The organism is Romboutsia sedimentorum, assembly GCF_030131845.1.
Classification (GTDB): domain Bacteria; phylum Bacillota; class Clostridia; order Peptostreptococcales; family Peptostreptococcaceae; genus Romboutsia_D; species Romboutsia_D sedimentorum.
This window is the reverse complement of record NZ_JASKYM010000002.1, coordinates 214,295-228,008: the sequence shown is the minus strand read 5'-3', so window position 1 is coordinate 228,008 and position 13,714 is coordinate 214,295. Positions and strand designations below refer to the sequence as shown.

The window sequence follows — 13,714 nt, the reverse complement described above, 5'->3', positions numbered from 1 at the left end:
GCTTTCTTTTTTATCTTTCTGGATTTAATTCTGCTTTATCCCTTGCAACTTCTTCTAAAACACCTTTTAAATTATATTCAACACTTGATAATATATTATCTGCATATTCTATAGAACCTAATCTTATCTCATTTGCTACTCTTTCAGCTCTATCTATTATAATTTTTGCTTGTTCCTCTGCTTGAATTACTGGTTCACTTGCTTCTACATATGCTTTTACAACATCTTCAGAGTTTTTCTTTAATTCTTCTATATTACTATTATATTCTTTTCTTACTCTTTCGGCTTCTTTATTAGCTTGTGCTACCAATTCTGATGCCTCTTGTTTTGCATCATTTATTATTTTATGTCTCTCTTTATTTATCCAAGTAGCTTGTTTAACTTCTTCTGGAATTAATGCTTTTATCTCTCCTATAATTCCCAATACTTCACTTTTATCTATACCAGATTTTTGTGAAAAAGGTATTGAAGAAGCATTATTTACTACACTTTCTAATTCTTCAAATAACTCAATCATTTCTAAGTCTACATACATTTTTAGTTCCCCCTATTAGCTTTTCTTTTTAGTTCTTCTAAAACAACTTTTGGTACTAGATTTTTTATATTTGCATCAAAATTTAATACTTCCTTAATTAAAGATGAACTTATAAATGAGTACTTAGTTGCTGTTGGCAGTATAATAGTTTCTATATTTGGATTTAACTCTTTGTTCATATGAGCCATTTGTAGTTCATATTCAACATCTGCTCCACTTCTTATCCCTCTAACTAAAGTATCAATTCCATTTTCTTCGCAATAATTTACTAATAGACCATTAAAACTTACTACTTTTATATTATCTAAATGGCTAGTACATTTTTCTATAAGTTCTGCTCTCTCTTCAAAATTAAACATCCCACTTTTATTTGGATTATAAAGTACCCCTATTTGAAGTTCATCAAATATTTTCGATGATCTACAAATTATATCTAAATGTCCATTTGTTATTGGGTCAAAGCTACCTGCAAACATAGCTTTTCTTATTTTCTTTTCCATGTTGTTTTATGGCCTCCACTTTATAAAATTTCACTTCTCTAATAGAGATGCGACTTAATCTATATAGCCAATTACCTTGTCTTTTAAAATTAACATTTTACAACCTATAATTTATAGAATGTTAAAGTTGTATTTCCATATTTTTTAACCTTATGCTTTTCTAATCTTTCTATTTTTTCAGGGAAATTTTCCTTACTGTCATGCTCTATTACTATTATTCCTTCTTCTTCTAATAAATCTGCATTATCTATTTTTTCTAAAGCATCTATAAACATATTTTTATAATATGGTGGGTCCATAAAGATAACATCAAATTTATTTTGTTGAACTTTTAGTTTGCTTATAGCATCTTTAAAGTCTAAATTTAAAACCATACTTTCATTTTCAACTCTAGCTTTTTTTATATTTGAGTTTATTATTGATACACTTTCTTTACTTACATCTACAAAAACACATCTTTGTGCTCCTCTAGATAAACATTCTATACCTAAAGAACCTGTCCCTGCAAATAAATCTAAAACATTACTGTCCATTATATATGGGCTTATCATATTAAATAAAGATTCTTTTACTCTGTCAGTTGTAGGTCTCACATCTTCATTTTTAGGTGTATTTAATTTTAATCCTCTTACTTTTCCTGATATTACTCTCAACGTATCTTCACCTCATTGTATATTTTAACATAATTTTAAATTAATTTAACGAAATTTCTTTTACTGAATGTTCAAATTTCTCTATAATTTCTTTTTTTAATATTTTATTCTCTAAATTTTGCAGTTTATGGTCTTCGCACACTATATATCTAGCTTCTTGCTGTGCTAACTTTAATATCTTCATATGCTTAAATATATTAGCTACTTTTAGTTCAGGTAGACCATGCTGCCTTGTTCCAAAAAATTCTCCTGGACCTCTTATTTCTAAATCTTTTTCCGATATTTTAAATCCATCATTAGTTTCTTGCATTATCGACATTCTTTGTGTACAAACTTCAGACTTAGATGCATATATTAATATACAATAAGACTTATGTTTACCTCTTCCTACTCTTCCTCTTAACTGGTGAAGTTGTGCTAAACCAAATCGTTCTGCATTTTCTATTATCATAAGAGTTGCGTTAGGAACATTTACACCTACTTCTATAACTGTTGTAGATACTAATATATCAATTTCTTTATTTTTAAAGCTTTTCATTATAGCATCTTTTTCGCTACCTTTCATTTTTCCATGTAAAAGCCCAACCCTAAGGTCAGTAAAATATTCAAGCCTTAATTCCTCTACTAATTCTACAGCAGCCTTTGCTTCTATAGCTTCACTTTCTTCCACTAATGGGCATACTATATATACTTGTCTGCCTTTTTCTACTTCTTTTCTTACTAATGAATTATATGCTCTATCTCTTTTACTTTTATCTACTGCTATTGTTTCTATTGGCTGTCTTCCTGGAGGCAATTCGTCTATTATAGAAATATCTAAATCACCATAAAGTATAAGCGCTAAAGTTCTAGGTATTGGCGTTGCTGTCATTACTAATATATGTGGATTTTCTCCTTTTTCCGATAGTTTGCTTCGTTGTCTAACTCCAAATCTATGTTGTTCATCTGTTATTACTAATCCTAAATTATCAAATTCCACTTTATCTTCAATCAAAGCATGAGTACCTATCAATATATCTACTTCGTTGTTTTTAACTTTTTCTAATACTTTTTCTTTTTGTTTTTTAGTTAGACTACCAACTAATAATTCTACCTTTATTCCAAAGCTCTCTAATGTCTCTGTAAGAGAAATATAATGTTGTTCTGCAAGTATTTCAGTTGGAGCCATTAAAGCCCCTTGATACCCATTTAAAGCGCAATTTGCAAGTGCTAACAGTGCTACAACAGTTTTACCAGAACCTACATCTCCTTGAACCAATCTATTCATCGCCTTTTCACATTGCATGTCATCTATAATCTCACTTAAAGCTCTATCTTGGGCACCTGTTAATTTAAAGGGCAATGACTTTAATATACTATTTAGTTTTTTGCTTTCTTCAAATTTTATACCCTCTGCTTCATTAGCTCCATTTTTAAACATGAATAATCCTAATTGTAATATTAAAAATTCTTCAAATACAATTCTATACAAAGCAATCTTTAATGCTTCTTTGCTACTAGGTGAGTGAATATTTCTTACTGCATAGTCAATACTGCACAATTTATATTTTTCTATTATCCTTTGAGGAAGGTACTCTTGTATTTTAAGTTCCTTATCACTAAGAACATTTTTTATTATGCTTATAATTTCTTTATTGCTTACTCCATATGTAAGAGGATATATAGGCATAACTTTACAAGTATTTTTAGGAAAATTAGTCAAATGTTCTACTTCACAACAGCTAAGTTCAACATTCTTAAATTCTTTCTTTATTTTTCCAAAGACTAATATCGTATCTCCACACTTAAATGTGTTTTTTATATATGGCTGATTAAAAAACACTAATTTTGCATATCCAGTTTCATCTCTTACATCTACTTTAGTTATATCCATACCTTTTCTAGGACTAGATGTACTTACACCCGCTATTACAACTTTTATTGTAGCTTTTTCATTATTTCCTAATTGAATTATCTTTTTTAAATTATTTCTATCTTCAAATTGTCTTGGAAAATAATATAATAAATCTTTCAATGTAAATATATTTAATTTATTAAGTTTTTGAGATTTTTTAGGTCCTATACCTTTTACATACTGTATATCTTTATTTAAATCTATCATTTTTATCACCTATTAAATAAAAGTCCTGCATAATTACCCCTAAAAAGTAGTAAAATTACACAAGACTTTTAAAATTCACTTTGGTTTAGTTATGTTTTTACTAAGTTACAAATTTATTATTCAACTGAAACTAAGTAATAATAAAGAGGTTGACCTCCATAGTATAACTCTACATCTATATCTTCAAACTTCTCTTCTAATTCATCACGAAGTTTATTTGCTTCTTCTTCATTTACATCTTCTCCGTAGAATAAAGTTATTATAGCACTATCTTCATCTACTAATTTCTCTATAAGGCTAGAAGTTATTTCATCAACTGTATCTCCTGCACCTGATAATTTTCCTTCTGCTATTCCTATTATATTACCTTCTTTAACCTCAACATCATTCATAACTGTATCTCTAACAGCAAAAGTTACTTGACCTGATTTAACTAATCCTAGAGACTCCATCATAGCTTCTTCATTTTCTTCTATGCTAGCATCTCCATTAAAGTTTACTAAAGCAGTAAATCCTTGAGGAGTATTTTTTGTAGGTATAACAATTATATTTTTATCACTTAATTCTTTTGCTTGGTTTGCAGCCATTATTATATTGCTGTTATTTGGGAATATAAATATATTTTTAGCACTTATATGTTCTATAGCCTTCATAAAGTCTTCTGTGCTTGGATTCATAGTTTGACCACCTTCTATTATGTGATCAACTCCAAAATCTTTAAATATTTTTGCAAGCCCCTCACCCATAGATGTAGCTATAAATCCAAATTCTTTTTCTTCAGCTGAAGAAGAAACTTCATCTTGAGATTCTAATACTATGTTCTCATGCTGAACTTTCATATTTTCTATTTTTATTGTTACTAGATGTCCATATTTTAAAGCATCTTGTAATACTAAGCCTGGGTCATTAGTATGAACATGTACTTTTATTACACCCTCATCTCCTACTACAGCTAAGCTATCTCCATATTTCATCATCATATCTCTTATTTGAAGATCATCAATAGTTTTACTTTCTAATATAAATTCTGTACAGTAACTAAATTTTATATCATCTGTATTTATTGGATTAGATGAAACTTCTACACTAGATAAATCAACTGGGCTGTAGTCTTTTATATCTATTGGATTGCCCTTTAGAGCAGCATGCATTCCTTCATAGATTAAAACTAAACCTTTTGCTCCTGAATCAACTACACCCGCTTCTTTTAATGCTTTTAGAAGTTGTGGTGTTCTATTTAAAGATTCATTAGCTTCTTGTATTACCATTTCTAAGAACTTAACTAAGTCACGTTCTTTCTTATAAGCTTGTACAGCATATTCTCCACTTTCTCTAACAACTGTAAGGATTGTACCCTCTACAGGCTTTATAACAGCCTTATATGCTGTGTCAGAACCATTTTTAAATGCTTTAGCTAGGTCTTGTGTATATATCTTATCTTTTCCTTCTATAGACTTTGCAAATCCTCTTATTATTTGTGATAATATAACTCCTGAATTTCCTCTTGCCCCCATCAAAGATCCTTTTGACAATGCTTTACCTATATCCGTTATGCTACTATCTTGTGACTTAGATAGTTCTTTCATTGCATAAGATATAGTTAATGACATATTTGTCCCTGTATCTCCATCTGGAACTGGGAATACATTTAGCTTGTCAACTAAATCTTTGTGATTTTGAAGATTATTTGCACCTGATACAAACATCTCCCTTAATTGTTTTGCCTCTATATATTGAATCATTTTTTTCCTCCTAGTTACTTAACTCTAATTCCTTGTACATTAATATCTATTTTACTTATTTTTATTGATGTCATATTCTCAACTGTATATTTTACTCTATCAATCATATTGTTTGCAACTGTAGATATATTAGTTCCATATTGTAATATAACGTATAATTCTATAGCTATAGTATTATCTTCAAGTTCTTCTACTAAAACACCTTTAAATGCGTTCTCACCCTTTAATATTTCTACTATACCCTTAGATTTATATGCTAAACCTACTAATCCATAACTTTCCATAGCTGCTCTGTATGCTATTTGTGATATAACTTGTTTATCTATTTCTATACTTCCATATTGATTATTTACTTTCGCACTCATGGTTTACCCCCTTAAGTTCATTTTTTATTATAGTTTACTTTTCTTAATAATTTACTTAACTCAAAAAACTTTAAATTTTTCTATTTTTTATAATGCCAATAAATTGTAAATTACACCTTTATGAATAATAACACCTAAAGTAACAATAGAACAAATTTATCATTTGAAAAGCCTTTAAAATAAGATTTTATTTATTTATAGAAATTTATATATCCTATAATACTATAAATATGATATAATTTAAACCTACCCAAATTTGTTTCAGTAAATATTTTGTTAAATTTGGATAATTTAAGAAAAGAAACTATTAGTATTTCTTTTTTTAATATTTACTTTATACAAAATTATATATATAATTTTATATGATAACAAGAAATACTTCAACATATGTAATGCAAATATATATTTCTATTGCACGTTTTTAATATTTATGTTAATATAAATATGTTTTTAGTCTTTAATTTTAGTTATCATTTTAAGGAGGTGTGCGTAAATGGCAAAGATATGTAGCGTATGTGGTAAAGGTAAGGTTTCTGGAAACCAAGTATCACACTCAAATAGACATAGCAGAAGAACGTGGTCTGCAAACTTAAGAAGCGTTAGAGCTATAATAGATGGTACTCCTAAGAGAGTAAAAGTTTGTACTAGATGTTTACGTTCTGGTAAAATAGAAAGAGCTTAATTGCTTTTTTAAAAGCCTACTTTATAAGTAGGCTTTATTTTTGTTCTTTATTTATTATTTTTTCATAAAACGTAAAACTATATTAGACATCCATTTCGGTAATTTTATTGTTACCATTTTCATAATATACTCCCCCTATAAATTTATTTTAATTCTACTTATAAAATATATTTTTCTATGGTAAAAAATTTATCCTCATTTGTTAGTATTTAAACTAATATTTAATTATAATAGCTTTTACTTTATATTAATTTTAATATAAGAAAAATAATACCCCACATCCAATAAGAACTAAAGCTGTAGCTGTTGTCCATATCCATCCAGGCAATATCATTGATAAAATTACAGCTGACCCTGTAGCTAAGCATAAAACACCCAATAAGCCTTTATTGTTTTTCATTAAAAACACCTCCCTGTGTGCTTTTATTAATCTATTCGTTACTTTCTATACTTTAAATTTATGCAAAATAAGATATATTTAGACCTGTCCTACTTTTTTTTTAAAAAAAAAGATGTATCATAGATACATCATACTTAAACTATATATTTTTTACTAAGATATGTATAGATTTTTTATCACATAAATCTATTAATTTATCAAAACCTTCTAATACTATTTTATCCTCATCTGTCATATCCGTAATATTTTTTTTAGAGATTCTACTTTTTAACCCCTTCATTAATACTTTGTCTATTAAGTTTAATTTACTATAATCAAACGCTCCTATAAAATTAAATAGATTTATATTATTTATCATATCTTCATCAAAATTCATATCTAAGGTTTTTTTATTTATATCTATGTTATTTGATTCCATTCCAACGGCAAATACTATTATTTTTTTATTTTTAATTTTTTCATAATTATCGATTAAAAATTTTATTCCATTTATTTTGCCTATATACAAACCTCCCCCATATATTATCGTATCATAATCATCTAGGTCTCTAACCCTTATATCTCTTACCTCGTATAAATCCGCATCTAACTTTAGTGCTATCCACCCTGCATAGCGTTTAGTACTACCATATTTTGATTTATATATAACAACTGTTTTTTTATTCATAAAATACCCCCTTAATTAAGTCTTATATATATATCTATATGACTAATACATTGATTTTCCTTTTATATTTTGTTTTATTTAAATAAAAAAGATGGCTTATAGCCATCTTTTTTTACTTTAAGTATTTCTTATTATAATAAGACTTCCATCATCTACTTTTATTTTACATTCTTTATTTAACATAACGTTAGATATGCCTAATGGCAAATAAAATTTCATCTCATAATTATTCAAAGGATATTCTAAATTTGTAAGTGTTACTCCTTTTGCATTTCCATTTGTAGGTATAACAGAAATTGTATCACCTTTATCTCCATTTATTATTATCTCTTCGTTTATAGCTATATATAGTTGTTCTTTTTCAGAGATAATTCTAGGAATTATATTTTTTAGTCTTACATAATATAACAAGTTTATATTGGCAATAGTATGGTCAATTCTTCCACCTAAAGCCCCTATAAAGTGAATTTCTTTTGCCTTTAGTTTATCTGCTAAATAAATACATAACTCAGTGTCTGTCTCATTTTTCTTAGTTGGAAATTTTTCAAATTTAACTTTACGATTTTTATAATAATCAATTATTTCACTCTTAACAGAATCTAAATCCCCTACTATATAATCAGGAATAATATGCATATTGTACGTATGGTTTGCTCCTCCATCAGCACATATTATGTAGTCATATTCTTCTTTTATCAAAGAGTCTTTTACTTTTTTATATTCTTTTATTTCTCCATTTAATACAATACAAACCTTCATTTTCATTTCCTATAAAGATGATTTTTTTCTAAATAAATCTACTGTAGATTTTATATCATCGCTATTAAATATTGCTGAACCTGCTACTATTATGTTTGCTCCTGCTTTAACAACTTTAGCTACATTTTCAGGTTTTATCCCTCCATCAACTTGTATGTCTACATTAAGATTTTGGCTGTCTATAAGACCCTTTAACTCTTGTATTTTAGGTATCATACTTTCTATAAATGATTGTCCTCCAAATCCTGGATTTACAGTCATTATAAGTACCATATCAATATCTTGTAATACATGTTTTATAGTTTCTATAGGTGTTGCAGGATTTAATGCTACTCCAACTTTTATTCCATGAGACTTTACATTTTGTATAGTTCTATGTAAATGTCTACATGCTTCTTGATGTACTACTATTAAGTCACATCCTGCATCTACAAAGTCTTTTACATATTGGTCTGGATTTTCTATCATAAGATGTGCATCAAATACCATATCTACATCTTTTCTTAATGATTTTACAATTGCAGGTCCTAAAGTTATATTAGGAACAAAATGTCCATCCATTACATCTATGTGTAAATATTCACATCCTGCATTTTCTACTTTTTTTACATCCTCTAATAATCTTGCGAAATCTGCTGCTAATATTGATGGTGCTAACTTAATCATTTTAGTATCTCCTTTTCCCTTGTCTCATTTCATTTAATAGCTGTATATAACTTTTATATCTTTGCTTAGATATTTCTCCATTTTCTACAGCTTCTTTTACAGCACAACTAGGTTCATTTTCATGTATGCATCTTGATCCAAATTTACAATCATCAAACTCATCAAATTCTATAAAGTATCCTTTAAGTTCAGTTTCTCCTATGTCATCAAGTGTTAAAGAACTAAATCCTGGTGTATCTGCTACCATACCTCCGCATTCTAGCTTTAAAAGTTCAGCATGACGAGTAGTATGTTTACCTCTTTTTATTTTATCACTTACTTCACCTGTTTGTAGCTTGAAATTTTTATCTATTTCATTTAATAAACTTGACTTACCTACTCCTGATGGTCCTGCAAAGACTACTACATTGTCTCTCAGTTCATCTTTTATCTTATCTACATTTAATTTTGTTTCATTACTTACAGGAATTACCTTATATCCACTCAGTTCATATATTGTTTTTAATTCATTTAATTTATCATCGTCATCTAAATCTACTTTAGTAAGAACTACAACTATCTCTAGATTCTCTTTTTCTGCTAATACTATAAATCTATCTAATAGAGATAAATTAGGCTTTGGATTTTTTATAGCAAATACTATAAGTACCTTATCAACATTCGCTATAGGCGGTCTTACAAGCTCTGTATCTCTCTTTTTAATATCCTCAACAACACCTTTTTTAGTTTCTTCATCAACTACACTTATACTAACTCTATCTCCAACTAAAGGAGTTACTTTTTGTTTCCTAAATATTCCTCTAGCTCTACACTCATAAAGTCCATTATCTGTATCTACGTAGTAAAATCCCCCTATTCCTTTTATAATTTGTCCATTTAACATTTATTACCTCCTCTAAATTTTAACTAATATAATATTAGTATCTTATTTTTATATAATATCATAATAGCTTTATAATTAATCTAATTTATTTTTATTATACAAAAAAGCCCACCTAATTTAATTAAGTAGGACTTTTTTATTATTGTTGAGATTGCGTATTTTCTGTTGCTGGTGGTTGACTATTAGAGTCATCCGGATTCGTTGTTGGTTGTTCTGGTTTTTCTGGTTTTTGTTTCTCTTCTTCTTGTTTTTGTTTCTCTTCTTCTTGTTTTCGTTTTTCTTCTTCTTGTTTTTGTTTTTCTTCTTGTTTTCGTTTTTCTTCTTCTTGTTTTTGTTTTTCTTCTTCTTGTTTTTGTTTTTCTTTTTCTGCATTAACATCTATCTCTTGTTCTTGCTTAGGAGGCCTTACAACTTCAGCTCCTTTACTTACTACTACATTCACTTTAGAGTCTTGATTAAGGCTATCTGGTCCTGATTTAGGGTCTTGGCTTAGAACTACTCCGTTATTAAAGGAATCACTAAACTCATAGCTTATATTGCCTAGCTTCATTTTATTTTCTTTTAAAATGTTTTCAGCTTCTTGTAAGCTTATTCCAACTATATTAGGTATTTCAGATTGTTGTGCACCTTTACTTAGTACTATGTTTACAGTATCTCCTGCTTTAAGCTCCGTACCCGCAGCTGGTGTCTGAGATATTATATAATTTTCCTTTACATCCTTACTGAACTCTTCACTTGATATTGCTACTTTCAATCCTAATTTTTCAAGTTCTTTTTGAGCATCGTCTAAATAAGCACTTTTCACATCTGGTGTAGTAACAGATTCTACATTATCACTACTGTTGCCAAAGAATTTAAATGCTAAAGCCATTTGTGTCACAAGAATAACCACTAACAACACTGCAGCTACTGTCAATACTTTTTTCATTTTAGGGCTATCTTCTTTAGACTTTTTTTTCTTTTTCTTATTTTTTCTCTTTTTCTTAGGTTTTTCTTCTTCGAAATCATCATCATCTTCGTGTTCCATATTAGGAACAATAGGAGATTGTTTCATAGATTTATTTAATTCTTTTTCATCTATTTTTTGTGTAGCATAATTATCATATTCTTTTATAAAATCTAAATCTATATTTTTTTCTATATATTCGATATCTTCTATTAATTCTTCTGCAGTTTGATATCTGTTAACACTAGATTTTTCAGTTAATTTTTTTATTATAGTCCTTACACTTTGAGGTATACTTATTTTTTCCTCGGGTGTAAACTCTATCTCATCATTTATATGTTGAAGAGCTATAGATATAGGGCTGTCACCTCTAAATGGAACTTTTCCTATTAGCATTTCATATAAAACTATTCCTAATGAATAAAGGTCAGCATTACTTGTTACAAATTTTCCTTTTGCTTGTTCTGGAGAAAAATAATGTACAGAACCTATTATACTACCTATATTTGTCATAGTTGAATTTGATACAGCTTTAGCTATACCAAAATCTGCAACTTTAACTATTCTGCCTTCGTTAGATATAAGTATATTATGAGGCTTTATGTCTCTATGTACAATTCCTTTTTTATGAGCTGAGCTAAGAGCCATAGCTATTTGCTTAGTTATATCAAGTGCTGTATATTCGTCTAAAGTTCCTTCATTTTTTATTATCTCTTTTAAATTTTGTCCATCTATAAACTCCATAACGATATAGTGAACTTTACCATCTTCACCTACATCATATACATTTACTATGTTGGGATGAGAAAGGCTCGCTACGGCTTCTGCTTCTCTCTTAAACTTCCCTAAAAACTCTTCATCATCTACAAACTCTGGCCTAAGAACCTTAACAGCTACAGTTCTATTTAACAATCTATCTTTGGCTTCATATACAAAAGCCATTCCTCCATCACCAACTTTTCTGATGATTTCATATCTATTGCCTAAAACAGTTTCTCCCACTTTATCACCGTCCTACTTATCTTCTATTAATATAACTGAAATATTGTCTTTTCCAGCTATTTCATTAGCTTTATTTATTAATTTCTTAGTTAAATCTACCACAGGCTCTTTTTCCATTATTATTTCTTTTATATTTTCATATTCAACAAATCCTGTTAGCCCGTCACTGGCTAATAGTATTTTATCGCCTCTTTCTATTTTATGCTTAAATATGTCTACTATTACCATTTCATCAGTGCCCATAGCTCTAGTTATATGATTTCTTCTTGGGTGATTTTTTGCTTCCTCTTCAGTAATAACTTTGGCTCTGACAAGTTCCTCTACTATCGAGTGATCTATAGTAATCTTAGCAAATCCATTTTTATCTAATAGATAACATCTACTATCTCCAACATTTGCTACATATAAATTATCCTTATATAGTATAGCTGTCGTTAAAGTAGTTCCCATGCCTTCACAGTCAATGTCATTTTTAGATTTTTCATAGATAATACTATTCACACTATTATAAGCTTGTTTAATTATATCATCAACATAATCTATTTTTATGTTATGACTTTGTAATAAATTTTCTTTTAAAAATGATATAATATTTTCTACAGCTAGCTCACTCGCAACTTCTCCCTTTTTATGGCCACCCATTCCATCAGCTAAAGCAAATATTCCTATAGATCCAAAATCTGTATCTATAATCTCCCCCTTACAATAGTCTTCGTTATTTTTTCTAACCTTTCCTATATCGGAGGCACAACTATAAATCATACGACTTCCCCCTTACAGCTACTTATGTTTTCTTCTTAATTGTCCACAAGCTCCACCAATATCAGAACCCATAGATATTCTTACTGTAGCTGGAATTTTATTTTTTTCCAAAACATCTCTAAACTTGTAGATATAAGCTTTATCCGGTCTTTCGAAACTTCTTTCTTCTACCGCATTTATCGGTATTAAGTTAACATGGCATAGCATTCCTTTTAATAACTTTGCAATGTCTAAAGCTTCTTGTTGTGAGTCATTAACACCTTTTATAAGCGAATATTCAAAAGTTACTCTTCTATTCGTCTTTTGTATATAATAATTACATGCATCTATTATATCTTTTACTGAGTATGCTTTTGCAACTGGCATAATTTCTATTCTTTTCTCATCATATGGTGAGTGTAGTGAAAGAGCTAAATTTATAGGTAGTCCTAAGTCTGCCAATTCCCTCATCTTTGGGGCTATTCCGCAAGTTGATAATGTTATGTGTCTATATCCAATATTAAGACCATTTTCATCATTAACAATCTTTAAGAACTGCTTAGTATTTTCAAAATTATCTAATGGTTCTCCGCTTCCCATTAAAACAAGATTAGATACTCTTTTTCCAGTATCCTCTTGTATTTTTAGAATCTGGTCTAGTATTTCCCAAGGCTCTAAATTTCTTAATAATCCATCTATTGTAGATGCACAAAATACACATCCCATTCTGCATCCTACTTGATTAGAAATACAAACCGTAACCCTATCTTCATAGTCCATCATTACAGTTTCTATTATATTACCATCATTTAATAAAAACAAATACTTTTTAGTTCTGTCAACTTTAGATTCTAACTTTAATTCAATTTCAATATTACCAATGTAAGAAACTTTTTCAAGTTTTTCTCTTATTGACTTTGGTATATTTTTCATATCGTCAAAGCTTTTAGCTCCTTTATATATCCATGAAAAAATTTGAGTACCTCTAAAAGCTTTTTCACCTATAGTTTTCATGAATTCTTTCATTTCATCTTCTGTAAAGTTTTTTAATGCTACTTTGTTTTGATTCATA

The 13,714-nt window shown here is 28.6% G+C and carries 15 protein-coding genes; 1 reads left to right on the top strand and 14 read right to left on the bottom strand.

The features are described from left to right. Nucleotides 1-10: 10 nt before the first annotated feature. From QOZ84_RS06235 to QOZ84_RS06210, 6 genes are all read right to left on the bottom strand, one after another. Nucleotides 11-535: a hypothetical protein gene (locus QOZ84_RS06235; protein ID WP_284132101.1), complete on the bottom strand. Its 525-nt coding sequence runs from the start codon at nt 533-535 to the stop codon at nt 11-13. A 2-nt stretch (nt 536-537) separates the two neighbouring features. Beyond that, on the bottom strand, nt 538-1,035 hold the full coding sequence (coaD, locus tag QOZ84_RS06230) for a pantetheine-phosphate adenylyltransferase (protein ID WP_284132100.1): 498 nt from the start codon (nt 1,033-1,035) through the stop codon (nt 538-540). A 104-nt stretch (nt 1,036-1,139) separates the two neighbouring features. After that, nucleotides 1,140-1,688 (bottom strand): 16S rRNA (guanine(966)-N(2))-methyltransferase RsmD, encoded by a 549-nt coding sequence (rsmD, locus tag QOZ84_RS06225; protein ID WP_284132099.1) that lies wholly within the window; start codon nt 1,686-1,688, stop codon nt 1,140-1,142. A 40-nt stretch (nt 1,689-1,728) separates the two neighbouring features. Next, nucleotides 1,729-3,789 (bottom strand): ATP-dependent DNA helicase RecG, encoded by a 2,061-nt coding sequence (recG, locus tag QOZ84_RS06220; RefSeq protein ID WP_284132098.1) that lies wholly within the window; start codon nt 3,787-3,789, stop codon nt 1,729-1,731. A 116-nt stretch (nt 3,790-3,905) separates the two neighbouring features. Further along, nucleotides 3,906-5,531: a DAK2 domain-containing protein gene (locus QOZ84_RS06215; protein WP_284132097.1), complete on the bottom strand. Its 1,626-nt coding sequence runs from the start codon at nt 5,529-5,531 to the stop codon at nt 3,906-3,908. A 14-nt stretch (nt 5,532-5,545) separates the two neighbouring features. Then, complete coding sequence (locus QOZ84_RS06210) at nt 5,546-5,896, bottom strand: Asp23/Gls24 family envelope stress response protein (RefSeq protein WP_284132096.1); 351 nt, start codon at nt 5,894-5,896, stop codon at nt 5,546-5,548. A 493-nt stretch (nt 5,897-6,389) separates the two neighbouring features. Here QOZ84_RS06210 and rpmB point away from each other — a divergent pair, with 493 nt between their 5' ends. Next, nucleotides 6,390-6,578 carry a 50S ribosomal protein L28 gene (rpmB, locus tag QOZ84_RS06205; RefSeq protein ID WP_026900413.1) on the top strand — a complete coding sequence of 63 codons (189 nt, stop codon included), beginning with the start codon at nt 6,390-6,392 and terminating at the stop codon, nt 6,576-6,578. Nucleotides 6,579-6,831: 253 nt separating this feature from the next. Here rpmB and QOZ84_RS06200 read toward each other — a convergent pair whose 3' ends face one another. The 8 genes from QOZ84_RS06200 to rlmN all read right to left on the bottom strand — a co-directional run bounded on the left by QOZ84_RS06200 (nt 6,832) and on the right by rlmN (nt 13,713). Continuing rightward, entirely contained in the window at nt 6,832-6,978 is a 147-nt protein-coding gene (locus QOZ84_RS06200) for a 2-oxoglutarate translocator (RefSeq protein ID WP_284132095.1), read from the bottom strand. A gap of 139 nt (nt 6,979-7,117) precedes the next feature. Beyond that, nucleotides 7,118-7,645, bottom strand: a complete 528-nt coding sequence (locus tag QOZ84_RS06195) for a flavodoxin domain-containing protein (RefSeq protein WP_284132094.1) — start codon at nt 7,643-7,645, stop codon at nt 7,118-7,120. A gap of 117 nt (nt 7,646-7,762) precedes the next feature. After that, nucleotides 7,763-8,404 (bottom strand): thiamine diphosphokinase, encoded by a 642-nt coding sequence (locus QOZ84_RS06190; protein WP_284132093.1) that lies wholly within the window; start codon nt 8,402-8,404, stop codon nt 7,763-7,765. 9 nt (nt 8,405-8,413) lie between these two features. After that, complete coding sequence (gene rpe, locus QOZ84_RS06185) at nt 8,414-9,070, bottom strand: ribulose-phosphate 3-epimerase (protein ID WP_284132092.1); 657 nt, start codon at nt 9,068-9,070, stop codon at nt 8,414-8,416. A 1-nt stretch (nt 9,071) separates the two neighbouring features. Beyond that, nucleotides 9,072-9,953 carry a ribosome small subunit-dependent GTPase A gene (rsgA, locus tag QOZ84_RS06180; RefSeq protein ID WP_026900408.1) on the bottom strand — a complete coding sequence of 294 codons (882 nt, stop codon included), beginning with the start codon at nt 9,951-9,953 and terminating at the stop codon, nt 9,072-9,074. 139 nt (nt 9,954-10,092) lie between these two features. Next, nucleotides 10,093-11,901: a Stk1 family PASTA domain-containing Ser/Thr kinase gene (pknB, locus tag QOZ84_RS06175; RefSeq protein ID WP_284132091.1), complete on the bottom strand. Its 1,809-nt coding sequence runs from the start codon at nt 11,899-11,901 to the stop codon at nt 10,093-10,095. Nucleotides 11,902-11,913: 12 nt separating this feature from the next. Further along, nucleotides 11,914-12,663 carry a Stp1/IreP family PP2C-type Ser/Thr phosphatase gene (locus QOZ84_RS06170; RefSeq protein WP_284132090.1) on the bottom strand — a complete coding sequence of 250 codons (750 nt, stop codon included), beginning with the start codon at nt 12,661-12,663 and terminating at the stop codon, nt 11,914-11,916. An 18-nt stretch (nt 12,664-12,681) separates the two neighbouring features. After that, entirely contained in the window at nt 12,682-13,713 is a 1,032-nt protein-coding gene (rlmN, locus tag QOZ84_RS06165) for a dual-specificity RNA methyltransferase RlmN (RefSeq protein WP_284132089.1), read from the bottom strand. Between the last annotated feature and the right edge of the window lies 1 nt (nt 13,714).

What these genes read in the sequence shown, in the direction of transcription:
- QOZ84_RS06235 (WP_284132101.1), bottom strand. Translation starts at nt 535, where the DNA reads ATGTATGTAGACTTAGAAATGATTGAGTTATTTGAAGAATTAGAAAGT.
- coaD (WP_284132100.1), bottom strand. Translation starts at nt 1,035, where the DNA reads ATGGAAAAGAAAATAAGAAAAGCTATGTTTGCAGGTAGCTTTGACCCA.
- recG (WP_284132098.1), bottom strand. Translation starts at nt 3,789, where the DNA reads ATGATAGATTTAAATAAAGATATACAGTATGTAAAAGGTATAGGACCT.
- QOZ84_RS06215 (WP_284132097.1), bottom strand. Translation starts at nt 5,531, where the DNA reads ATGATTCAATATATAGAGGCAAAACAATTAAGGGAGATGTTTGTATCA.
- QOZ84_RS06210 (WP_284132096.1), bottom strand. Translation starts at nt 5,896, where the DNA reads ATGAGTGCGAAAGTAAATAATCAATATGGAAGTATAGAAATAGATAAA.
- rpmB (WP_026900413.1), top strand. Translation starts at nt 6,390, where the DNA reads ATGGCAAAGATATGTAGCGTATGTGGTAAAGGTAAGGTTTCTGGAAAC.
- QOZ84_RS06200 (WP_284132095.1), bottom strand. Translation starts at nt 6,978, where the DNA reads ATGAAAAACAATAAAGGCTTATTGGGTGTTTTATGCTTAGCTACAGGG.
- QOZ84_RS06195 (WP_284132094.1), bottom strand. Translation starts at nt 7,645, where the DNA reads ATGAATAAAAAAACAGTTGTTATATATAAATCAAAATATGGTAGTACT.
- QOZ84_RS06190 (WP_284132093.1), bottom strand. Translation starts at nt 8,404, where the DNA reads ATGAAGGTTTGTATTGTATTAAATGGAGAAATAAAAGAATATAAAAAA.
- rpe (WP_284132092.1), bottom strand. Translation starts at nt 9,070, where the DNA reads ATGATTAAGTTAGCACCATCAATATTAGCAGCAGATTTCGCAAGATTA.
- rsgA (WP_026900408.1), bottom strand. Translation starts at nt 9,953, where the DNA reads ATGTTAAATGGACAAATTATAAAAGGAATAGGGGGATTTTACTACGTA.
- QOZ84_RS06170 (WP_284132090.1), bottom strand. Translation starts at nt 12,663, where the DNA reads ATGATTTATAGTTGTGCCTCCGATATAGGAAAGGTTAGAAAAAATAAC.
- rlmN (WP_284132089.1), bottom strand. Translation starts at nt 13,713, where the DNA reads ATGAATCAAAACAAAGTAGCATTAAAAAACTTTACAGAAGATGAAATG.